The organism is Pseudorhodoferax sp. Leaf274 (assembly GCF_001422445.1).
In the GTDB taxonomy this organism is placed as follows: domain Bacteria; phylum Pseudomonadota; class Gammaproteobacteria; order Burkholderiales; family Burkholderiaceae_C; genus Pseudorhodoferax.
This window is the reverse complement of the sequence record NZ_LMNA01000001.1, coordinates 1059190-1081850: the sequence shown is the minus strand read 5'-3', so window position 1 is coordinate 1081850 and position 22661 is coordinate 1059190. Positions and strand designations below refer to the sequence as shown.

Genomic DNA, 22661 nt, shown 5'->3' with positions numbered 1-22661 from the left:
GGAAGCCGCCCCTTCAATCGTCGAGCAGGCGCACGCGCACACTCTTGCCCTTGATGCGGCCGCGGTCGAGCCGGTTCGCGGCATCCTGCGCGATGCCGCGCGCCACCGCGACATAGGTGGAGAACTCGTTCACGTCGATCTTGCCGATCTGCTCGCGCGTGAAACCGGCCTCGCCGGTCAACGCGCCCAGCACGTCGCCAGCGCGGATCTTTTCCTTGCGCCCGCCCTGGATCTGCAGCGTGGCCATGGGCGGGGGCGGCGGCATGCCCTCATCGCGCAGGGACGCCAGCGGCTCGAAGCGCGTGGGCTGGCCCTGCAGCTGCTCGATGCGGCCCACGCGGCCCATCTCGTCCATGCTGGCCAGGTTCAAGGCCAGGCCCTTCTCGCCGGCGCGGCCGGTGCGGCCGATGCGGTGCACGTGCACCTCGGGGTCGGGCGTCACCTCCACGTTGATGACGGCGCCCAGCCGCGCGATGTCCAGCCCGCGCGCGGCCACGTCGGTGGCCACCAGCACGCTGGCGCTGCGGTTGGCGAAGCGCACCAGCACCTGGTCGCGCTCGACCTGCTCGAGCTCGCCATACAGCGCCAGCGCCGCGAAGCCATGGCCGCGCAGCACCGCCAGCAGGTCGCGGCACTGCTGCTTGGTGTTGCAAAAGGCCAGCGCGTTGTCGGGCCGGTGGTGGCGCAGCAGGCGCACCACGGCATCGAGCCGCGCGCCCTCCTCCACCTCGTACCAGTGCTGCGCGATGTGGCTCACATCCTGCTTCTTCTCGACCGTGATGCGCTGTGGCTCGCGCAGGAACTGGCGCGCCAGGCTGGCGATGCCGTCGGGGTAGGTGGCCGAGAAGAGCAGCGTCTGGCGGTCGGCCGGACAACGCCGCGCCACGGCGGCGATGTCGTCCATGAAGCCCATGTCCAGCATGCGGTCGGCCTCGTCGAGCACCAGCGTGCGCAGCCCGTCCAGCACCAGGTGGCCGCGTTCCAGGTGGTCGAGCACGCGGCCGGGCGTGCCGACCACGATGTGGGCGCCGTGCTCCAGGCTGGCGGTCTGGTTGCGCAGCGGCACGCCGCCGCACAGCACCACGGTCTTGATGTTGTCCTGCGCGCGTGCCAGCCGTCGCAGCTCCTGCGCCACCTGGTCGGCCAGCTCGCGCGTGGGGCACAGCACCAGGGCCTGCACGCCGAAGAAGCGCGGGTTCAGGCCCGCCAGCAAGGCCAGGCCGAAGGCAGCGGTCTTGCCGCTGCCGGTCTCGGCCTGGGCGATCAGGTCGCGGCCGGCCAGTGCCAGCGGCAGGCTGGCGGCCTGGATCGGCGTCATCTGCGTGAAGCCGAGGCTGGCCAGGTTCTCCAGCGTGGCCGGGGCCAGCGGGAGCCGTGCGAACGCGAGGTCCGCGGTATTGGATTCAGACATCGGCCGATTGTCCGCGCTGGTCAAGCCAAGAAATGCGCAGATTGCGGCGCAAAATCGCGAACTGGCACCGATTCCCGCTGTTGCACCGGCGTTTGGCTGGCTTGAACGCCCACCAGAATGCCCCCGAAAAGGACACCGTATGGATCTGCAGTACCAGTTGAAAGCCGGCAGCTACTACCTGTACGACCTGGCCACGCCGCCCAGCCTGGCCACGGGCGAACACCGGCTGAAGCTCAAGACCGACACCGTGGCCATCGCGTTCGATGCCAGCACCGGGCACCTGCACGAGCACGGCAACCCCGCCCGCATCCACTCCTGGGCCAATGGCGCGCGGCGCCGCCTGCGCGCAGCGGGCGCGCAGGACAGCGCCAACGACATCGTGGTCGTCTCCGGCCCGCTGCCCGTGGACGAGATCAACAAGTGCCTGTCGGTCGCGGGCTATTGCCGGCGCATGTTCTCGCGCCTGGCCAGCCTGCCGCACGGCAAGTTCAGCAGCGCCCGCGCCCGGGCCTGAGGCGGCCCCGCGGGGCCGCCTCAGGCCGGGCCCGTAAAATCCGGGCCACCATGCGTTCCCGGGCCCTTGCCATCTTCCTTGCCCTGGTCATGGCATGGATGGGACTGTCGGCCCAGGAGCAGGCCGCCGAAGTCTGCTCCGATGCCCTCACCGAACAGTTCCAGGCCGGCCCGCTGGACGCCTCCGGCGGCTCCCTCGACGACCACCACCTCGACAACCTGCCGTTCCAGCTGCTGGCCGACCTGCTCGGCCTGCTGGGGCCGGGCGAGTCCCATGCGGCCGCGGGCATTGGCGTGCGGCCGGACGCGCCACGCCCCAGCGGCTGGCTGGCGCCCCACCTGGCACGCCTGCAGCGCCCGCCGATCGCACGCGGATAGGGCGCGCGGCCAGCCCCCGCACCGCGGCGCCACCTGCACTGAACACACCGGCCAACCTGGCCAAGCCCGCTGCCTGCGCGGCGGCGCCAACCTCTTTTCTTACCCTTTGGGTGCCCTGTGGAAATATTTGTTTTACTGGCCTTGGTCCTGCTCAACGGCCTGTTCGCGATGTCGGAAATCGCGCTCGTCACGGCGCGCCGCGCGCGCCTGCAGAAGCTGGTCGATGAAGGCGACCTGGCGGCCGGCGCTGCCATCAAGCTCGGCGAAGACCCGACGCGCTTCCTGTCGACCATCCAGATCGGCATCACCTCCATCGGCGTGCTGAACGGCATCGTCGGCGAGGCCGCGCTGGCCGCACCGCTGGCCGACTGGCTGAACGAGGTCGGCGTGCCGGCCGCGTCCAGCGGCTACGCCGCCACCGCGCTGGTGGTGGTGCTGATCACCTACGTCTCCATCGTCGCCGGCGAACTGGTGCCCAAGCGCCTGGGCCAGACGCATCCGGAAACCCTGGCCCGCCTGGTGGCGCGGCCGATCGACTGGCTGGCCACCGCCACCAAGCCCTTCGTCAAGCTGCTGACGATTTCCACGCACTTCCTGCTGCGCGTGCTGGGCGTGAAGGACGGCAACCCCAACCCCATCACGGCCGAAGAGATCCACGCCATGCTGGCCGAGGGCACGACCGCCGGCGTGATCGAGTCGCATGAGCACGACATGGTGCGCAACGTGTTCCGCCTGGACGACCGCCAGATCGTCTCGCTGATGGTGCCGCGCAGCGACGTGGTGACGCTGGATGCCGACCTGCCCTTCGAGGAAAACCTGCGGCGCATCGAGGAGAGCGACCACGCGCGCTTCCCCGTGGTGCGCGGCGGGCTCGACAACGTGCTGGGCATCCTGAACGCGCGGCAATGGCTGTCGCGTGCGCTGCGCGAGGACCAGCGCGACCTGTCGACCCAGACCCTGACGCAGCCGCTGTACGTGCCCGAGACGCTGACCGGCATGGAGCTGCTGGACAACTTCCGCTCCAGCGACATGCAGATGGCCTTCGTGATCGACGAATACGGCGAGGTGCAGGGCATCGTCACGCTGCAGGACCTGATCGAGGCCATCACCGGCGAATTCCAGCCGCGCGACCCGCAGACCTCCTGGGCCGTGCAGCGCGAGGACGGCAGCTGGCTGCTGGACGGCCACATCCCCGTGCCCGAGCTGAAGGACCGGCTGAAGCTGGACAGCGTGCCGGAGGAGGAACGCGGCCGCTACCACACGCTGGCCGGCATGCTGATGCTGCTGTCGGGCCGGCTGCCCAACGTGGCCGACACGGCCGAATGGGAAGGCTGGAAGCTGGAGATCGTCGACATGGACGGCCGCACCATCGACAAGGTGCTGGCCCAGCGCCTGCCCGAGCTGGTCGAGCCGGACGGCAACGAGGAGACCCACGCTTGAGGCCAGGCCTGGCGGTGCTGGCCACCGCATGGATGCTGGCCGGCTGCGACGCCTACACGACGGAAGACGCCACCCTGCTCGACGAATCGGCGATGAGCGTGCCGCAGCTGCTGCAGACGCTCGACCAGGTCGGCGCCCGGTCGCACCTGCGTGCACGCTACCGCCATGCGCTGCAGCCGGCGTGCGTGCTGGAGGTGCGGGCCGATGACGACGAGCCCCAGCGCGTGCCGCTGGACGGCGCCGAGATCACCACGCGGCTGACCGACGAGGACGCCCCCGACCACGAGGTGCTGGTCTATGCGCGCGGCCAGGTGCGTGGCGAGGACGCGCCCGCCGTCATCCAGCAGGGCGGCCGCTGGGTCGACTGGGTGCAGACGCGCTCGCTGCTGCAGCAGCTGCAGCGCCGCTGCGCCGAGGCCGACGCTGCGCTCAGAAGTCCATCAGGCTCAGACCCACGCTGAACACGGTCTTGCGCACGTTGTAGTCGATCAGGCTGTCGCCGTAGCCATGGAAGATCTGGGTGTGCAGGCGCAGGCCGCTGCGCAGCCAGCCGCCCTCGCCCTGCGGGCCCAGCGCATGGAACCACTCGAAGCGCGCCGAGCCCTTGCCGTTGGACTTGAGCGCGTGGCGCACCGTCAGCGACAGGTTGTCGCGGCTCGACAGCGTCCAGCCGCCCGTCAGCTCGGCCCGGCCGATGTAGTCGGTGATGTCCGGGTTGTCGTCGCTCTCCACCTTCTCGTGGAAACGGTGCCAGATGCGGCCCGTCAGCCGGAAGCGCTCGTCCTTGCTTTCCAGGCCGGCCATCAGGTAGGCGCGGTTCCAGCTGCGCGACAGCGGCAGGCTCTGGCCGTTGGACTGGTGCACCAGGCCCAGGCCGGTGTAGCGCAGGCGCCAGCTGCCGAACTCTGCGTAGCTGGGATACGCGTAGATGAGCTCGGGCTCGTGGTCGGTGGCGCGGAACGGGCGCGACAGCTGCGGCGTGAACACCTGCCAGAACGACTGCTGCGAGTAGGCGAACCACAGCGAGTCGACCGCGCTGCCCTCGCGCGGCGTCAGCAGGCCCTGGGCCACCTTGGTGCGCACCGACAGCTGGATGCGCGCCTCGGTGCGGCGGTATTCCTCCACCTCGGTGGACTGGTTCTCGGGGTTGGGCGTGCCGGGTGTGCGGTTGACGCTGCTGGACTGCGCCAGCGACAGCGTGATGGGCCGGTAGCCGCGCAGGCTGAACTCGCCGCAGTCGGTGCCGGACTCCAACTCCCAGATGCGCGACAGCGTGGAGAAGCGCGTGTCGTGGCAGCGCGGCACGACGGGCGCCTCGGGCGCCGCCGCCGGCACCGCGCCGCCGGCCACGGCCGTCGTCGCCGTGGCGCCCGTGCTTTCGGGCTTGTTGATCGTGGGCCCCGCCTTGGGCTCGTTGGCCGCAGCCTTCTGGTTGATGGCGGCCGCCTCGGCCTGCTGCTGGCGCGCCCATTGGTCGAAGCAGCGCAGGCGCGCGGCATCGTTGCCGGCCTGGGCCGCGCAGGTCTGCCAGCTCGCCACCGGGCCGGTCGGCGCCGACGCGGTCTGGGCCTGGGCAGCGGGCAGCGCGCCCAGGCTCAGCAGCAGGGCGGCATAGGGCGAGGGTCGTCGCGCAGGGAGAAGACTGGGCATGGAAGATCCTTGGTGTGAAAAAAGGGTGCTGTTGCCGATCGGTGTTGCGCGCCGCCACTGCGATCCGTGACTGCCGGCCACTATTGCCAGCCCGACTGGCGGCGCAGGATGAAATCGCGCTTGGCGCCGGAGTCGGCATCGTTCCACGTGCCGCGGATCTCCTTGCCGCAGGACTCGGGCACGACATGGCCGATCCAGGTGGCCGAGATGCGCTTGCCGTCGCGCGACTCCTCCAGCGTGAGGTCGCCGTCGTCCACGTCGCCGGCCAGCAGCGCCGTGATGCCATCGCGCTCGACGCGTCCGCGCACGCTGTCGCCGAGCTCGGGGTGGCGCTCCAGTTGCAGCGCCGCGGCAGGCGCGTCGCTGCCCTGCCATTGCGCGCGCCAGGCGCCGTAGAGGTTCAGCGCGCGCATCTCATGCGGTGCCGGGCAGGCCGGCGTGGCGTCCGGGGCCTGTCCATGGGCCGGGCCACCGGCCAGCAGCAAGCCCAGGCAAGCTGCCACGATGGCCCTCACGCGCTCTTCTCCGGCGTGGCTCCCGCCGCCTTCTTGGCCGCGAACTCCGCGCGCAACGCGCGCAGCTTCTCGCGCGGGTCTTCCTTGGCGGTGGTCTTGTCCAGTCCCATCTCGGCGATGAAGCGGCTCGGCTGGGCGGGCACCAGGTCGCGGCCCTTCTTGCGCTTGCGCGTCCAGCTCACGGCCAGGCTGCGCTGGGCCCGCGTGATGCCCACGTACATGAGGCGGCGCTCTTCCTGCAGACGCTGCGCGGTCTCGTCGCTGACCTTCTGCTGGCGGCCATCGTCGTCGTCGAGCTTGAAGGGCAGCATGCCCTCGTTGACGCCCACCAGCACCACGTGCGGCCACTCCAGGCCCTTGGAGGCGTGCAGCGTGGACAGCGTGACCAGGTCCTGGTCCTGCTGGCGCTCGCTCATGGTGGACAGCAGCGAGATGGTCTGCGCCACCTCCATGAGCGACTTGACCTCGGCCTGCGTGGAGACACCGGCCGTGTCGTCGATCTGCCCGCCGCAGCGGCCCGACATCCAGTCGACGAAGTCCATCACGTTGGACCAGCGCGTCGCGGCGGCCTGCTCGCTCTCCTCGTTGTCGTAGAGGTGCTGCTCGTAGCCGATCTCCTTCAACCACTCCAGCATGAAGGCGCGCGCGGCCTCCGCCCCCAGGGTCTGGCGCGCGCGGTATTCCAGGTCGTTCACGTAGCGGCCGAACTCGGTCAGGCTCTCGTGGCCACGGCGCGGCAGCAGGCTGGCCAGCGAAGAAGAGAACAGCGACTCGAACAAGCTCAGCTTGTACTGCGTGGCGTACACGCCCAGCTGCCCCAGCGTCTGGTGGCCGATGCCGCGCTTGGGCACGGTCACGGCGCGCAGGAAGGCCGGGTCGTCGTTGTTGTTGATCCACAGCCGGAACCACGAGCACAGGTCCTTGATCTCGGCCCGGTCGAAGAAGCTCTGCCCGCCCGAGACCTTGTACGGGATCTGCGCCTTGCGCAGCGCCTTCTCGAAGGGCTTGGCCTGGTGGTTGGCGCGGTACAGCACGGCGAAGTGCCGGAAATCCTTGTGCACCGAGTTCGCGCGCAGCGACTGGATGCGCGCCACCACGCGCTCGGCCTCGTGCTCCTCGCTGTCGGCGTCGACGATGCGCACGGGCTCGCCCTCGCCGAGTTCGGAGAACAGGGTCTTGGGAAACAGCTTGGGGTTGGGCCCGATCACGTTGTTGGCCGCGCGCAGGATGGCGCTGGTGGAGCGGTAGTTCTGCTCCAGCTTGATGACCTTGAGGTTCGGGTAGTCGACCGGCAGGCGCTTCAGGTTGTCCAGCGTGGCGCCGCGCCAGCCGTAGATGGACTGGTCGTCGTCGCCCACGGCCGTGAAGCGCGCGCGTTCGCCGACCAGCAGCTTCAAGACCTCGTACTGCGTGGCGTTGGTGTCCTGGTATTCGTCGACCAGCACGTGGCCCAGCACGCGCTGCCACTTCTCGCGCACCTCGGCGTGGTCGCGCAGCAGGCGCAGCGGCAGGCCGATCAGGTCGTCGAAGTCCACGCTCTGGTAGGCCGTGAGCCGCTCTTCGTAGCGGGCCATGATGCGTGCGGTGATGCGCTCGTTGTCGTCCGCCGCCTGCTCTTCGGCCTGCGCGGCCGACAGGCCCATGTTCTTCCACTTGCTGATGGTCCACTGCCACTGGCGCGCAGTGTTGGCGTCGGTGGTGCCGCCGGCGTCCTTGAGGATGGAGGTCACGTCGTCGCTGTCCAAGATGCTGAACTGCGACTTGAGCCCGACGCGGTGCCCGTCCTCGCGCACGAGGCGCACGCCCAGCGCGTGGAAGGTGCAGATCACCACGTCCTTGGCCGGCTTGCCGATCAGGCCCTTGGCGCGCTCGCGCATCTCGGCCGCGGCCTTGTTGGTGAAGGTGATGGCCGCCACGCTCTTTGCCGCCACGCCGGCCTGGATCAGCCGGCCGATCTTGGCCGTGATCACGCGCGTCTTGCCAGAGCCCGCGCCCGCCAGCACGAGGCAAGGCCCGTGCATGTAGTTGACGGCTTCCTGCTGGGCGACGTTGAGACCTGCGGACATGGGCGGTGGGACGGAATGCGGACGGAAACGGTGGCTTGTCGGCCGGCCGGCGCCGCAAGGCGGGCGGATCATACCGGCCGCTTGCAGCGGAGCATTCTTCCATCCAGCAAACGTATGCATCAAAAAATTCGACACAGAATTTAAGCGAATGGATACATTGTCCAGCGTCTCCACATCCCAAGACTCCGCCATGGACCGCTCTTCCTTCGGCATCGCCCACCGCCTCTATCTGGTCGTGTTCCTCCTCGCGGCGGCATTGGTCGGGGTGGCCTGGTTCGCTAGCGTGGAGCTGGGAGAAATGGCAGGTTCGGCGTCGCGCATGGAAGACACGCGGGTCCCGCAAATGCAGCGGATCGCGCAGACCGAGCTCAACGTGACCCGCGTTTCGTTGCAATTGCGCCACGCCATCCTGGCCCGCACGCCACAGGAGCAGGCCACCTCGGTCACGGACATTGGCGAGAAGCGCAAGGCCATGGCCAAGGCGATGGACGACTACGCCCGCGCCACATCGCCGGAAGGCCGCGCACGCTTCGCCGCCATTCCGCCGCTGGTGGACAAGTTCTGGCAGGTCGGCGAGAAGAACCTGCAGCTGATCCAGGCCGGGCAGAAGGCCGAGGCCTTCGCCTACCTGGTGGACGAGACCATTCCCGCCCGCAACCTGCTGCTCGCCGCCCTGGCCGACTCGGTGCGCTTCCAGGAAGAAGCGCTGCGCAGCGACCTGTCGGCGGTCCGCGACGACGCCAGCAAGACCATGTACGTGCTGGTTGCGCTGGTGGTGGGCACCATGGCGGGACTGCTGCTGTTCGCCTGGTACATCTCGCGCGTGCTGCAACGCCGCGTCGCGTTGTCCAGCACGGTGGCCGAGCGTGTCCGCGACGGCGACCTCAGCGTGGCCGTGCACGATCCGCACCGCGACGAGTTCTCGCCCTTGCTGGCGGCTCTGGGCGACATGCAGACCGCGCTGAGCCGCGTCGTGTCCGGCGTGCGCGAGAGCGCGCAAAGCGTGGCCAGTGCCAGCGTGGAGATCTCGCAGGGCAATGCCGACCTGAGCCACCGCACCGAAGAGCAATCGAGCACCCTGCAGACGACGGCCGCGTCGATGGAACAGCTGAGCGCCACCGTGCGCCAGAACGCCGACAACGCACGCCGGGCCAACCAGCTGGCGCAAGGCGCCAGCGCGGTCGCGCAGGAGGGCGGCACCGTGGTCGGCGAGGTCGTGGACACCATGAAGGGCATCAACGAGAGTTCCCGCCGCATCGTCGACATCATCGGCGTGATCGACGGGATCGCGTTCCAGACCAACATCCTCGCGTTGAACGCCGCGGTCGAGGCTGCGCGTGCCGGCGAGCAGGGCCGCGGCTTCGCGGTGGTGGCCAGCGAGGTGCGCAGCCTCGCCGGCCGTTCCGCGGACGCGGCCAAGGAGATCAAGGCCCTGATCTCCGCCAGCGTGCAGCGCGTGGAGCAAGGCACCGTGCTGGTCGACCGCGCGGGCACGACGATGCAGGAGATCGTGACCTCGATCCAGCGCGTGACCGACCTCATGGGCGAGATCAGCAGCGCCAGCAGCGAGCAGAGCACCGGCGTGTCCCAGATCGGGGACGCGGTCACCACGATGGACCATGTGACGCAACAGAACGCCGCGCTGGTGGAGGAGAGCGCGGCGGCCGCCGCCAGCCTGAGCCAGCAGGCGCAGCACCTGGTCGATGCGGTCGCGGTGTTCCGCCTGTCCGACCGCACCTTGCAGCTGCCGGCACCGGCCTGAGCAGCCCGCAACCCACGGTGTCTCCGGTGGGACTGCGGCCCCCGCAAACCCGGATGGCAGGCGCATGGCGGGGCATGAAGAATGCCGCGGACCCATTCTTCCAACCCCCTCCACGAGACCCGCCCGCATGCCCCATCCCGCGCTCAACCGCCGCCAACTGCTGACCTGGTGCGCCGGCACCGCCGGTGCCCTCGCGCTGCCCAGCGTGCACGCCCAGGCCTATCCAGGCAAGCCGATCCGCGTGGTCGTGCCCTACCAGGCCGGCGGCGCCACCGACGTGATCGGCCGCGTGTTCGGCGAGAAGCTGGCCGCGCGGCTGGGCCAGCCGGTGGTGATCGACAACAAGGCCGGTGCCGGCGGCATCCTGGGCACGGACACCGTGGCCAAGGCCGCGCCCGATGGCTACACGCTGCTGGTCTCGCTCAGCACCTCGATGCTGACCAACCAGTTCCTCTACGCCAAGCTGCCCTACGACCCGCGCAAGGAACTGGCCCTGGTCTCGCAGCTGGCGGCCGCGCCCATCACGCTGGCCGTGCACCCCAGCGTGCCTGTGAACACCGGGCCCGAACTCATGGCCTACATCGCGGCCCACAAGGGCAAGGTGTCGTACGGCTCGTATGGCGTGGGCTCGCACGCGCACCTGGCCGGCGCGCACATGAGCCGCGTGCAGAAGGCCGAGATGGTGCACGTGGCCTACAAGGGCGAGGCGCCCATGCTGCAGGACCTGATCGGCGGCCAGGTGCAACTGGCCTATGCCAGCGCCATGGGCGTCAAGCCCCATGCCGAGACGGGCCGCCTGAAGATCGTCGGCGTGACCGGCACGCGCCGCATGGGCGTGCTGCCGGGCGTGCCCACGCTGCTCGAGCAAGGCATGACGGACGAGGTCTACAGCGTGGTCGGCTTCATCGGCATGGCCGCGCCGGCCGGCACGCCGCGCGAGATCGTCGAACGGGTGGCGCGCGAGATGCAGGCCATCGGCCAGCTGGAGGACGTGCGCACGCGCGTGACCGGCATGGGCTTCGAGGCCGCGGCCAACGGCGTGCGCGACTTCGAGGCGGTCTACAAGAAAGACCTGCCGGTCTGGGAAAAGCTGGTGGCCGACTCCGGCGCTCGCCTCGATTGAGGCCGGCACGGGGCTGTGACAATCGCGCCCCGTGCTTGCCATCCTGTCCGTCACCTTCCCCTTCTTCGCGCTGATCCTGGCCGGCTACGTGGCAGCGCGGCGGCGCCTGCTGCCGCTCGATGCGATCCCGGGGCTGAACGGCTTCGTGCTGTTCTTCGCCCTGCCCTGCATGCTCTACCGCTTCGGCGCGAGCACGCCGCTGGCGCTGCTGCTCGACCCGGTGCTGGCGGCCGTCTACACGCTGTGTGCGCTGGTGCTGGTCGTGGGCGTGGTGGCGGCCGACCGGCGCCGCCTGGGCTGGAACGATGCCGCCCTCGGCGCGCTGGTGGCGGCGTTTCCCAACAGCGGCTTCATGGGGGTGCCGCTGCTGGTGGCGCTGCTGGGCGCCAGCGCCGCCGGCCCGGTGATGCTGACGCTGGTGGTCGACCTGCTGTTGACCACCTCGCTGTGCGTGGCGCTGTCGCGGCTGGACGCCGCCGGTGCCGCCGGCGCGCGCCAGGCGCTGGCGCGCGCGCTGCAAGGCGTGGCGCGCAACCCCATGCCCTGGTCCATCGTGCTGGGCATGGCCTGCCAGGCCTTCGGCGTGCAGCTGTGGCAACCGCTGGACGCCACCGTCGCGCTGCTGGCCGCGGCGGCCTCGCCGGTGGCCCTGTTCACCATCGGCGCGGTGCTGGCGCGCTCGCAGATGCTGGCCAGCCGCGACCAGGACAGCGACCACGGCCAGCGCGAACACCGGCCCGTGCCGTGGCGCGAGGTGCTGCCGGTCGTGGTGCTCAAGCTGTTCGCGCACCCGCTGCTGGTGTGGGGCGCCGGCATGGGCGCCATGGCGCTGGGCCTGCCGATCACGCCGTTCTCGCTGACGGCGATGGTGCTGGCCGCGGCCCTGCCCAGCGCCAGCAACGTCTCGCTGCTGGCCGAGCGCTTCGGCGCGAACAACGGCCGCATCGCGCGCATCATCCTGTGGTCCACGGCCGCAGCCTTCTTCACCTTCTCGGCGGCGGTCGCGCTGTTGCGCTGATCCCCGCCGTGCGTCACCTGGAGTCCAGATGCCATCGCACCGTACCGACCGATACGCCCTCGCCGACTGCACTGCCCACGAACTGGTGCAGCTCTACCGCACCGGCCAGGCCTCGCCGCTGGAAGTGGCCAGCGCCGTGTTCGGCCGCATGGACCGCGTGGACGGCACGCTCAAGGCCTTCTGCCACATCGACCCCGAGGGCGCGGCCCAGGCCGCCCGGGCCAGCACGCAGCGCTGGCAGCAGGGCACGCCCATCGGCCCGCTGGATGGCGTGCCCGTGTCGATCAAGGACCTGATCCTCACCCAGGGCATGCCGACCCGGCGCGGCAGCGCGACCATCGCCGCCGACCAGGCCTGGGAGGTGGATGCCCCCGTGACGGCCCGGCTGCGCGCGGCCGGCGCCGTGATCGTGGGCAAGACCGCCACGCCCGAGTTCGGCTGCAAGTGCGAGACCAACTCGCCGCTGACCGGCCTCACGCGCAACCCCTGGAACCCGGCCAAGACCACGGGCGGCTCCTCCGGCGGCGCCGCTGCGGCCGTGGCGGCCGGCATGGCGCCGATCGCCATCGGCACCGATGGCGCGGGCTCCATCCGCAACCCGGCGGCGCTGTGCGGCACCTTCGGCCTCAAGCCCAGTTTCGGCCGTGTGCCGGCCTGGCCGCTGTCGCCGTTCGGCACGGTCGCGCACCTGGGGCCGCACACCATGAGCGTGCTCGACGCGGCCCTGGTCATGAACGTGATCAAGCAGCCCGACGCACGCGACTGGACCTCCCTGCCCTTCGACGCGCGCGACTACCTGGTCGGCCTGAACGACGGCGTGCGCGGCCTGCGCGTGGCCTGGTCGCCCACGCTGGGCTATGCCCGGGACGTGCACCCCGAGGTGGCGGCGGCCACGCTGCGCGCGGCCGAGGCCTTCGTCGAGATGGGGGCGCTGGTCGAGCATGTCGACCCCGGCTTCGCCGACCCGCTGGACATCTCCGCGGGCCTGTGGTTCCTGGGCGCCTGGCAGGTCTGGAACGGCCTCACGCCCGCGCAGCAGGCCCAGACCGACCCGGACTTCGCGGCCCAGGCGCAGCTGGGTGCGCGCCTGTCCACGCTGGAGGTGCAGGACCTGCACCTGCGCCGCGGGGCGCTGGGCGCGCACATGCGCCAGTTCATGGGCGGCTACGACCTGCTGCTGACGCCGGCCGTCTCCATCCCCGCCTTCGACGCGCTGCCCGCCGGCCACCGGCCCATGGACGCGCAGAGCATGCTGGGCTGGTCGCCGTTCAGCTACCCGTTCAACCTCACGCAGCAGCCGGCCTGCGCCATCCCCTGCGGCCTGACCGGCGACGGCCTGCCGATCGGCCTGCAGATCGTCGGCCCGATGTTCGGCGATGCCATGGTGCTGCGCGCCGCGCGCGCCTACGAGAGCATGCACCCGATCCCTCGCCCGGACCTGGGCCCGCTGCTGTAGACCAGCGCTGATAATGCGCGCCGTGCACGCGCACGGCGCGCGGCAGGGAGGGGACGGCACATGACATTTCTCGCGATCGACATCGGCAACACCCGGCTCAAGTGGGCGCAGTACGAAGCCCCGGCCCCCGGCGCCCGGCTGCTCGCGCACGGCGCGGAATTCCTGGAGAACATCGACAAGCTCGGCGACGGCCCCTGGTCCGCGCTGAGCGAGCCGCAGTACATGCTGGGCTGCCAGGTCGCGGGCGACGCGCTGAAGCGCCGCGCCGAAGAACAGATGGAGCTGTGGGACGTGGCGCCGCAATGGGTCGTCTCCAACAGCGAGGAGGCGGGCCTGCGCAACGGCTACGACCACCCCACGCGCCTGGGCACCGACCGCTGGGTCGCCATGGTCGGCGCGCGCCACCGCGTGCTGCGGCGCGACGGGCCGCGCCCCATGGTGGTGGTGATGGTGGGCACGGCCGTGACGGTGGAGGCCGTGGACATCGAAGGCACCTTCCTGGGCGGCCTGATCCTGCCCGGCCACGGCATCATGCTGCGCGCGCTGGAATCGGGCACCGCCGGCCTGCACGTGCCCACGGGCGACGTGCGCGGCTTTCCAACCAACACCAGCGATGCACTGACCAGCGGCGGCACCTACGCCATCGCCGGCGCGGTCGAACGCATGGTGCAGCACCTGCAGCAGCACGCCGGCGAGGAGCCGGCCTGCATCATGACCGGCGGCGCGGGCTGGAAGATGGCGCCGCACATGACGCGGCCGTTCGAGCTCGTCGACAACCTGATCTTCGACGGCCTGCTGGAGCTGGGCAAGGCCCGCTTCGGCTGAGACCCGGCGTCGGATCAGTGCAGCAGCGCAGCTTGCGTGCGCTGCACCGCCGCACCGGCCTGCAGCAGCGGCACGTCGCCGCTGTCGAAGGCCTCGGCCAGATGGTCGATCAGCTTGCGCACGCGCAGCGGCTGGTGCTGGCGCTCGCGGTAGGCCAGGAAGATGCCCGGCGCCGGGCAGTTCCAGGCCGCCAGCACCGGCTGCAGTTCGCCACGCGCCACGGCCGGGTCGGCCAGCACGCGCGGCAGCACCGCCAGCCCCTGGCCCAGCAGCGCCGCGGCCATCAGCGCCTCGACATGGTTGGCGCGCAGCGCCTGGCGCAGCACCGGCTGGGTGCGCTCCTGCGTCACCGGATGGCTGAACTGCCAGGCCCGGCCGCCGCCCGGGCCGCTGTGCACCACGCAGTCGTGGCCCGCCAGTTCGTCGGGATGGCGCGGCAGCCCGCGCGTGCGCAGGTAGCCCGGCGCGGCGTACACGCCCATGGGCACTTCGCCGATGCGGCGTGCCACCAGGTCGTCGGGCAGCACCTGCGCGATGCGCAGCGCCAGATCCACGCCGCCGTCCTCCATGGCGTCGGCGCAGTCGCCCATCACCAGGTCGATGCGCACCCGCGGGTGCTGCGCCATGAAGCCGGCCAGCAGCGGCGCCAGCCGGGCCGCGCCGAACGAGGCCGGGGCCGAGAAGCGGATGTCGCCCGCCATCTCGGCACCGTGCTGGCGGCTGCTATGCATGAGCGCCGCGTAGGCGCCGATCACGCCGCGCGCCCGCGCCAGCGCGGCCTCGCCCTCGCGCGTGAGCGACACGCGCCGCGTGGAGCGCTGCAGCAGGCGCAGGCCCAGGCTCTGTTCCAGTTCCTGCACCGCCCGCGTGACCACGGGCGTGGACAGGTCCAGCGACGCCGCGGCGCGCGTGAAGCTGTTGCGCTCGGCGACAGCGGCGAAGATCTCGAGGGCTTTGAGTCGGTCCATGGGCGCATGGTGCGGCGCAGCAACCGACATGGAATCTCAGCCGGGTTTCGGTTTGTTTCGTTTCATCTCAAGCCCGCGCCAGGCCGTCGACGGCCTGGAACATCGCCTGGCGCGCCTGGCTGACGACCTGGCCCTTCCAGGCGTCGGTGTCGGTGTAGAAGGCCGACAGCAGGCGCGCGCGGATCTGTGCGGCCAGCGCGGCCGGCGCCTCGGGGTGCAGGTGCAGCCAGTGGTCGCCGCGCAGCGCTTCGATGACCTCGTCGAAGGGCACCGTGCCGTACTCCAGCGCCAGGCCCGTGTACTCGGCCTGCGGGCATTCCTCGTAGATGGCGTTGAAGGCCATGCCGGTCAGGAAGGCCGAGGTCGAGGAACCGTCGTAGATCGACGTGACGCCCGCGCCCCACCAGGCACGCGCGCGCGCCAGCGCGGCGGCATCGTCGCGGCAGGCGAAGATGCGCTCGCCGACGCCCGAAGGCCCCAGGCCCGTGTGCACGTCGATCCAGGCCAGCCGGCGCGCGCGGCCGGCCTCGCGGCGCAGCACCGTGCGCCAGGCCTGGTTGCTCCAGGTCGGCGCCTGCCCGCCGAAGAACATGCCGTCGGCGAACTCTTGCTGGCCGCGGCTCACGGCCGATTGCAGCGCCGCCGCGCCGTGGCTTGCCACATAGGCCGCCACGGCCGCGCGGTTGGCCGGCGTGGGCGGCCATTGCTGCGGCAGCATGAGGCCGTGCACCCCGGCATAGGCGGGGTTCGCGGGCAGCGGCTGCGCGAAGTCGTGGAAGTTGCGGTTCAGGTCCACGTTCTCGTGCGTCACGCGGCGCGTCCACGAAAAGCCGTACGGGTTCAGGCCATGCACGTACAGCACGGCCACGCCGGCTGCGCGGGCCTTGTCGCGCCACGCACCGTCGTGCAGCGCGGACACCTGCACGCCGCTGCCGCAGTGGCCTTCGACACCATGGCAGGCGCTGGTCACGACGAGCAGCCGCTCGGCGTCGACCGGGCCGTCGCGCGCCGTGTCCAGCGCCATCGTCTCGCCGTCGCGGCCAGGCAGCGGGTGGTCGAGCGAGGCGATGGCCAGGCCGGCGCGGGCCGCCCCCTCCAGGAACTTGGCGCGCGCTTCGCGGTAGCTGGCCGAGAACGCCTGCGCGATGCCGATCATGGGCCGGCCCTGCAGCGCGATGCCATCGCCGGCTCTGCGCTGTCGGCGCCCTGGCCGCCTCCGCCGCGCCGGCCACCGCAGGCAGGGGCCTGCGCCTGCGCGCTCATGCAGCGGGCCGGGCCAGCCATTGCTCGGCCAGCTGCACCCAGTAGCTCGCGCCCAGCGGAATCAGCTCGTCGTTGAAGTCATAGCTGGGGTTGTGGATGGTGCAGGGGCCGCCGCCATGGCCGATGTCGCGGTGCGCGCCGTCGCCGTTGCCGATGAAGCAGTAGGCGCCGGGCCGGGCCTGCAGCATGTAGGCGAAGTCCTCCGCGCCCATCGTGGGCTCCTGCACGCGCACGTTGCCGGCACCGACGATGCCGGCCATCACCTCGCGCGCGAACGCCGTCTCGGCCGGGTGGTTCACGGTGGGCGGGTAGTTGCGCACGAACTCGAATTCGCACTGCGCGTCGAAGGCCGCGCAGATGTTCTGCGCGATGGCCTGCATGCGCTGCTCGATCAGGTCGAGCACCTCCAGCGTGAAGGTGCGCACCGTGCCCTGCAGCTCGCAGCTGTCGGGCACCACGTTGGTGGCCTCGCCGGCGTGCACCATGGTGACCGAGATCACGCCCGCGTCCACCGGCTTCTTGTTGCGGCTGATGACGGTCTGGAACGCCTGCACCATCTGGCAGGCGATGGGCACGGGGTCGGTGCCCATGTGCGGCAGCGCCGCGTGGCTGCCCTTGCCGCGGATGGTGATCTTGAACTCGTTGCTGGACGCCATCACCGGCCCTTCGCTGACCGCGAAGCTGCCCACCGGCAGGCCGGGCCAGTTGTGCATGCCGAACACGGCCTCCATGGGGAACTGCTCGAACAGGCCGTCCTTGATCATCTCGCGCGCGCCGCCGCCGCCTTCTTCGGCCGGCTGGAAGATGAGGTAGACGGTGCCGTCGAAATGGCGGTTCTTCGCCAGGTGCTGCGCAGCCGCCAACAGCATGGCGGTGTGGCCGTCGTGGCCGCAGGCGTGCATCTTGCCCTGGTGCCGGCTGGCGTGGGCGAAGGTGTTGAACTCCTGCATGGGCAGCGCATCGATGTCGGCGCGCAGGCCGATGGCGCGGTCGGACGTGCCGTTCTTGACGATGCCGACCACGCCGGTCGTGCCCAGGCCGCGGTGGATGGGGATGCCCCACTCCGTGAGCTTGGCGGCCACGAGGTCGGCCGTACGGACCTCCTCGAAGCACAGTTCGGGATGGGCATGGATGTCGCGGCGGATGGCGGCAATGCCGGCAGCCTGGCCGACGATGGAATCGATGAGCTTCATGTGACTGGCGTCATGTCGGGTGGCGGGCGTTCCAGTCTAGCGTCGACGCCCTCCCTCGGGGAATTCCAGGGGGATGAAACAGACGACACAAAACAAGCGCGACTTAAGCAAATCGATGGATTGTTTTTGTGAGGCGGTGTGACATAGTGCGCCGCAAGAACAAATTTTTGCAAGTTGGCCGCGGCGCGATCAGCGGGTAGCGGGAGGAGGAGGAACCACATGTTTGCGAACAGTTGGAAGCGCTGGCTGGCTGCCGGCATGGTGTTCATCGGCGCGCTGTCGCAGGCGGCGCCCGTCAAGGTGGTGGTGGACGGCACAGGGTCGTTCTCCGCGGGCCAGACATTGCTGGCCCGCTTCGTCGACGACGACCCGAGCGCGCTCTGCGATGCCGTTGGCTGCTACGGCAACGTGCGGGTGACGTTCGATACCGCACTGGTCGATGCGCCGGTCCTCGGCGGTTCCGTGCTGGGGGTGAACGATCCCCTTGCGGCCATCGCATCTCCGGGCGCCACCACCGGCCTGGGCGGCACGCTGGCCTTCATCGATTTCGACCTGTTCCTGCTGTTCGACTTCAACAGCGATGGCGACCCTTCGAACGACTACGCCGCGCCCACGGGCCGCACCGAACTCTTCAGCCTGAGCTTCACCGTGCAGGCCGGTGCCGGCGGCACGGGTGCCATCGTGGCCGCGCCCTTCACGCTGCGGGCCGGCGACCCGCCCGTCTACGACTTCGCGCCAGCCGAGTCGACTGGATTCGTCGTCACCGCCGAAGCCAACACCGTGCCCGAGCCGGCCAGCCTCGCGCTGGTGGCCCTGGGCCTGGGCGTGGGCGGCTGGTCCACCCGCCGCCGGCGCGCCGGCGGCACCGCCACCACCTGAATCCCCCTCCATCCGGGTCGTGACCGTCGGCGGCATGCGTGCCCCTGACGTGCTGCGGCATGTTCGTCTCCTGCCAGAGGAAGCACGATGGGCCTTGCTGCGCCTTCGACAAGCACCACCGCGGCCGCGTCCGGCGCGGCCAACGAGGCGACGCACCGCATGCTCGGTGACGCCTCCGACGCGCGTGCCTTCCTGCGCCAGTGGCTGGCCCTGGCCGTGGCGCGCCTGCCGCAGGTCGACGGTGCGCTGCTGCTGGTGGAAGACGAGGCCGGCGTGCTGGTGCCCGGTGCCATGTGGCCCGACCAGATCGCCGATGTCGGCCCCTACGCCCAGGCCGCCCAGGCCTGCGTCGACAGCCGGCGCGACGTGGTGCTGCCGCTGCCGCCGCCGGCCGAGCCCGCCGCCGCGGCCATCAAGCGGGTGCAGCCGCCCCGGGACCAGGTGGTGGTGGCCTCGCCGCTGTTCAGCGCCCAGCGCCTGATCGGCGCGCTGGTGTTCATGACGCGCCGTGGCGGCGAGGCCGACGTGGCCCGCGCCGTGACCGACCTGCAATGGGGCGCCGGCTGGCTCGACGCGCTGTCGCGCAGCCGTGGCCGCGAGGCCGAGCAGGCCGCGCTGCAGCGCGCGCGCTCCGGTCTCGACCTGGTGGCCCTGATCGCCCAGTACGACCAGGTGGACGACGCCTGCCTGGCCGTGGCCGCCGAGCTGGCCCGTGCCGTCGGCGGCCTGCGCGTGGCCATCGGCCTGGTGGCGCCGGGCGGCAGGCTGCGCCTGGTGGCGCTCTCGCACGCGGCCTGGTTCGACCGCAAGAGCCAGCAGGCCGCCGCCATCGAGCGCGCCATGGCCGAGGCCGTGGAGCAGCGCTGCAGCCTCTCCTGGCCGCCTGTGCACGGCGATCCGCAGCGCGTGGACCGCGCCCAGCACGACGTGGCCGCCGCCATGCCCGGCCCCGACGATGCGCCCGGCGGCGTGCTGACCGTGCCCATCGTGGCCGGCGCGCGCGCGGTCGGCGCCGTGGTCTGGCACCTGCCGGCCGCGCAGGTCACGCCGGCCTTCATGGCCCAGATCGAGGGCATCGCCGTGGTGCTGGCGCCGCTGCTGGCGCGCCTGCAGGATGCCTCGCGCTGGTTCTCGGGCGCCGTGCCGGCCCAGCTGCGCCAGGGCTGGACCGCGCTGCGCGACCCGCGCCGCCCGGCCTTCGCCGTCGGCGGCACGCTGCTGCTGTTGGCGCTGGCGGCGGTGGCGCTGGTGCCCACGGCCTACCGCGTGCCGGCCCGTGCCGTGCTCGAAGGCGAGGTGCAGCGCGTGATGGCCGCGCCGTTCGAAGGCTTCGTGGCCGAGGCACCCGTGCGGGCCGGCCAGCGCGTGGCGCGCGGCGAGCTGCTGGCCCGCCTGGACGACCGCGACCTGGCCATCGAGCAGGCCCGCCTGCGCGCCGAACTCGCGCAGCAGGAGCAAAAGCTCGCCGAGGCCATGGCCGCCCACAACCGGGCCGAATCGGCCGTGGTCTCGGCCCAGGTCGGCGAGACGCAGGCCAAGCTGGAACAGGTCACGCAGCGCATGCAGCGCACGCGCGTGGAGGCGCCGTTCGACGGCGTGCTCGTGGCCGGCGACTGGTCGCAGGCCATCGGCAGCCCCATCGAGCAGGGCAAGACGCTGTTCACGCTCGCGCCGCTGACCGGCTACCGCGTGGTGCTCAAGGTCGACGAGCGCGACGTGCGCGACGTGGCACCCGGCCAGCACGGCGCGGTGGTGCTGTCGGGCATGGCCGCCGAACGCCTGCCCTTCGTGGTGCGCCAGATCTCGGTGGCCACGGCCGAGGAAGGCGCCAACCTGTTCCGCGTCGAGGCCGACCTGGTCGGTACGCCCGAGCGCCTGCGGCCCGGCATGGAAGGCGTGGGCAAGATCGAGGCGGGCGAGCGCACGCTGCTGTGGATCGCCACGCGGCGGCTGGTGGACTGGGTGCGCGTCACGCTGTGGCGCTACCTGCCCTGAACACGCGAGGCACGGCGCCATGGGCCAGGAATTCCAGTCCGCGCATTGGTACCGCGTGTCCGCCGTGCGGCCGCGCCTGGCGCCCGAGCTGCGGGCCCAGCGCCAGACCATCCGCGGCACGCCCTGGTACGTGCTGTTCGACCCGCTCAACCAGCGCACCCACCGGCTCACGCCCGAGGCCTGGTTCGTGGTCTCGCGCATGGACGGGCGCCGCAGCGTGCAGGACCTGTGGCAGGCCGCCGTCGACACCCTGGGCGAGAAGGCACCGCCGCAGGACGAGCTGATCCAGCTGCTGTCGCAGCTGCACGAGGCCGATGCGCTGGCCTCCGACACCATGCCCGACATGGACGACCAGCTGCGCCGGCGCGACCGCCAGCGGCGCCAGCAGTGGCTACGCAACCTCAAGAACCCGATGGCGCTGCGCTTTCGGCTGTGGGACCCGGACCGCTTCCTGCTGCGCACGCTGCCCTTTGTCGCCTGGCTGCTCGGCCCGCTGGGCGCCCTGCTATGGCTGGCCGTGGTGCTGCCCGCCGGCGTGCTGGCCTGGCAGAACTGGGGCGAGATCGCCGGCAATGCGTCGGACACGCTGCTGTCGGCCACCAGCCTGCTGACCATGGCCGTGGTCTACCCTGGCGTGAAGTTCATCCACGAGATGTCGCACGCCTACGCCGCGCGCCGCCATGGCGCCGAAGTGCACGACATGGGCCTGATGTTCCTGGTGTTCGCGCCCGTGCCCTATGTCGACGCCTCGGGCAGCGCGGCCTTCCCACGGCGCAGCCAGCGCGCGCTGGTGGCCGGCATCGGCATGCTGGCCGAGCTGTTCCTGGCCGCGCTGGCGCTGTGGATCTGGCTGGCGGTCGAGCCCGGCCTAGTGCGCTCGCTGGCCTTCAGCGTGATGGTGCTGGGCGGGCTGTCCACGCTGCTGTTCAACGGCAACCCGCTGCTGCGCTTCGACGGCTACTTCGTGCTGTGCGATGCCATCGAGGTGCCCAACCTGGCGCAGCGCAGCAACGCGTTCTGGATCTGGCTCATCAAGCGCTACGCCTTCGGGCTGGAGCAGGCGCGCCGGCCCGAGACGACGGACGGCGAAGGCAAGTGGCTGGCCGCGTACGCGCCGCTGTCGCTGGGCTACCGGCTGTCGATCACGCTGGGCATCGCCATCTTCCTGGGGCAGCAGTACCTCTACCTGGGCCTGGCGATCGGCATCTGGGGCATGCTGACGCAGTTCGCCTGGCCGCTGCTCAAGGGCCTGCGCTGGCTGTGGGCCGGCACCGACCTGGTGGGCCGCAGGCTGCGCCCGGCGCTGGTGACCGCGCTCTTCGCCGGCGTGCTGGCGCTGGGCCTGCTCGTCATTCCGGCACCGCACAGCAGCTACGCCCAGGGCGTGGTCTGGCCGGCCGAATCGGCGCAGCTGCGGGCCGAGGAATCGGGCTTCGTCGCCGCGGTGCGCGGCGCGCCGGGCCAGCCCGTGGGCGAAGGCGCGCTGGTGCTGGCGCTGGCCAACGACCAGCTCGAGCGCGACCTGCAGACCGCCCAGGCGCGCGAGCACCAGGCGCATGCGCGCTGGCAGGCCGCGCTGGCCGCCACCCGCACGCGCGTGGACGTGGCCGGTGCGCGCGTGGAACTGGCCGTGGCCACCGCGGCGCTGCACCAGGCCGAGGACGAACACGCCCACGCGCTGCGCAAGCAGGCCGGCCTGCGCGTGGTGGCCCAGCGCGACGGCGTGCTGGCACTGCCGCTGGCCGCCGACCTGCCCGGCCGCTGGCTGCGCAAGGGCGAGAACGTGGGCCACCTGCGCACCGGCGACGCGCCCACCGTGCGCGTGGTGGTCACGCAGGACGACATCGACGGCGTGCGCGCCGGCCCCGAACGCATCCAGGTGCGGCTGGCTGGCGACCTGGGCCAGACCGTGCCCGCGCAGCTGGTGCGCGAGGTGCCCGGCGGCGACAACAGCCTGCCCTCGCTGGCCCTGGCGCTGGAGCATGGCGGCACCGTGGCGGTCGACCCGCGCCAGGGCGAGGAACCGCGCGCACTCAACCGCGTGTTCCAGTTCGACCTGGCACTGCCCGGGACGGTCGCCACCGCGCGCATCGGCGAACGCGCCCACGTGCGCTTCGTGCTCGACGACGAACCCCTGGGCCTGCAGGGCTGGCGCCGGCTGCGCCAGCTGCTGCTGTCCAAGCTCACGCTGTAGGGCCGGCACCGC

At 71.3% G+C, this 22661-nt stretch carries 19 protein-coding genes; 12 read left to right on the top strand and 7 right to left on the bottom strand.

Annotated features, from left to right (window positions below; genetic code table 11):
* Positions 1–13 precede the first annotated feature (13 nt).
* Positions 14–1411: an ATP-dependent RNA helicase DbpA gene (dbpA, locus tag ASF44_RS04890; protein WP_056897986.1), complete on the bottom strand. Its 1398-nt coding sequence runs from the start codon at positions 1409–1411 to the stop codon at positions 14–16.
* Between the two features lie 139 nt (positions 1412–1550).
* Between dbpA and ASF44_RS04885 the strand changes: the two genes are divergently transcribed.
* The 4 genes from ASF44_RS04885 (at position 1551) to ASF44_RS04870 (ending at position 4203) form a co-directional block, all read left to right on the top strand.
* The gene (locus tag ASF44_RS04885) at positions 1551–1925 is read left to right on the top strand and encodes a hypothetical protein (RefSeq protein WP_056897985.1); all 375 of its coding nucleotides are present in this window, start codon (positions 1551–1553) and stop codon (positions 1923–1925) included.
* A gap of 50 nt (positions 1926–1975) precedes the next feature.
* Positions 1976–2302: a hypothetical protein gene (locus ASF44_RS04880; protein ID WP_156374348.1), complete on the top strand. Its 327-nt coding sequence runs from the start codon at positions 1976–1978 to the stop codon at positions 2300–2302.
* Between the two features lie 117 nt (positions 2303–2419).
* Positions 2420–3742: a hemolysin family protein gene (locus ASF44_RS04875; protein WP_056897983.1), complete on the top strand. Its 1323-nt coding sequence runs from the start codon at positions 2420–2422 to the stop codon at positions 3740–3742.
* Positions 3739–4203, top strand: coding sequence for a hypothetical protein (locus ASF44_RS04870; RefSeq protein WP_156374347.1), 465 nt, complete (start codon positions 3739–3741; stop codon positions 4201–4203). Before ASF44_RS04875 ends, ASF44_RS04870 begins: the two co-directional genes overlap by 4 nt.
* Here ASF44_RS04870 and ASF44_RS04865 read toward each other — a convergent pair.
* From ASF44_RS04865 to ASF44_RS04855, 3 genes are all read right to left on the bottom strand, one after another.
* A complete protein-coding gene (locus tag ASF44_RS04865; RefSeq protein WP_056897981.1) occupies positions 4172–5392 on the bottom strand; it encodes a phospholipase A in 1221 nt (406 codons plus the stop codon). The genes ASF44_RS04870 and ASF44_RS04865 overlap by 32 nt on opposite strands.
* Before the next feature lie 80 nt (positions 5393–5472).
* A complete protein-coding gene (locus ASF44_RS04860) occupies positions 5473–5907 on the bottom strand; it encodes a hypothetical protein (protein ID WP_156374346.1) in 435 nt (144 codons plus the stop codon).
* Positions 5904–7973, bottom strand: a complete 2070-nt coding sequence (locus tag ASF44_RS04855; protein ID WP_056897979.1) for an ATP-dependent helicase — start codon at positions 7971–7973, stop codon at positions 5904–5906. The genes ASF44_RS04860 and ASF44_RS04855 overlap by 4 nt, the downstream gene beginning before the upstream one ends.
* A 190-nt stretch (positions 7974–8163) precedes the next feature.
* Here ASF44_RS04855 and ASF44_RS04850 point away from each other — a divergent pair, with 190 nt between their 5' ends.
* The 5 genes from ASF44_RS04850 to ASF44_RS04830 all read left to right on the top strand — a co-directional run bounded on the left by ASF44_RS04850 (position 8164) and on the right by ASF44_RS04830 (position 14157).
* Entirely contained in the window at positions 8164–9735 is a 1572-nt protein-coding gene (locus ASF44_RS04850) for a methyl-accepting chemotaxis protein (RefSeq protein WP_056897978.1), read from the top strand.
* Between the two features lie 127 nt (positions 9736–9862).
* Positions 9863–10858: a tripartite tricarboxylate transporter substrate binding protein gene (locus ASF44_RS04845; protein ID WP_056897977.1), complete on the top strand. Its 996-nt coding sequence runs from the start codon at positions 9863–9865 to the stop codon at positions 10856–10858.
* 31 nt (positions 10859–10889) lie between these two features.
* Positions 10890–11876 (top strand): AEC family transporter, encoded by a 987-nt coding sequence (locus tag ASF44_RS04840; RefSeq protein WP_056897976.1) that lies wholly within the window; start codon positions 10890–10892, stop codon positions 11874–11876.
* A 28-nt stretch (positions 11877–11904) separates the two neighbouring features.
* Positions 11905–13332 (top strand): amidase, encoded by a 1428-nt coding sequence (locus tag ASF44_RS04835; protein WP_056897975.1) that lies wholly within the window; start codon positions 11905–11907, stop codon positions 13330–13332.
* A 60-nt stretch (positions 13333–13392) separates the two neighbouring features.
* The gene (locus ASF44_RS04830) at positions 13393–14157 is read left to right on the top strand and encodes a type III pantothenate kinase (protein WP_056897974.1); all 765 of its coding nucleotides are present in this window, start codon (positions 13393–13395) and stop codon (positions 14155–14157) included.
* 14 nt (positions 14158–14171) lie between these two features.
* On the opposite strand, the gene ASF44_RS04825 is transcribed toward ASF44_RS04830, so the two are convergent.
* The 3 genes from ASF44_RS04825 to ASF44_RS04815 form a co-directional block, all read right to left on the bottom strand.
* A complete protein-coding gene (locus ASF44_RS04825) occupies positions 14172–15125 on the bottom strand; it encodes a LysR family transcriptional regulator (RefSeq protein WP_056897973.1) in 954 nt (317 codons plus the stop codon).
* Between the two features lie 67 nt (positions 15126–15192).
* Positions 15193–16281: a M14 family metallopeptidase gene (locus ASF44_RS04820; protein ID WP_056897972.1), complete on the bottom strand. Its 1089-nt coding sequence runs from the start codon at positions 16279–16281 to the stop codon at positions 15193–15195.
* A gap of 103 nt (positions 16282–16384) precedes the next feature.
* The gene (locus ASF44_RS04815; RefSeq protein ID WP_056897971.1) at positions 16385–17581 is read right to left on the bottom strand and encodes a M20 aminoacylase family protein; all 1197 of its coding nucleotides are present in this window, start codon (positions 17579–17581) and stop codon (positions 16385–16387) included.
* A 219-nt stretch (positions 17582–17800) separates the two neighbouring features.
* On the opposite strand from ASF44_RS04815, the gene ASF44_RS04810 reads away from it, so the two are divergent.
* The 3 genes from ASF44_RS04810 (at position 17801) to ASF44_RS04800 (ending at position 22649) form a co-directional block, all read left to right on the top strand.
* Entirely contained in the window at positions 17801–18460 is a 660-nt protein-coding gene (locus tag ASF44_RS04810; RefSeq protein ID WP_056897970.1) for a PEP-CTERM sorting domain-containing protein, read from the top strand.
* Between the two features lie 87 nt (positions 18461–18547).
* Positions 18548–20455, top strand: coding sequence for an HlyD family efflux transporter periplasmic adaptor subunit (locus ASF44_RS04805; protein WP_056897969.1), 1908 nt, complete (start codon positions 18548–18550; stop codon positions 20453–20455).
* Positions 20456–20474: 19 nt separating this feature from the next.
* Positions 20475–22649, top strand: coding sequence for an efflux RND transporter periplasmic adaptor subunit (locus tag ASF44_RS04800; RefSeq protein WP_056897968.1), 2175 nt, complete (start codon positions 20475–20477; stop codon positions 22647–22649).
* Positions 22650–22661 lie beyond the last annotated feature (12 nt).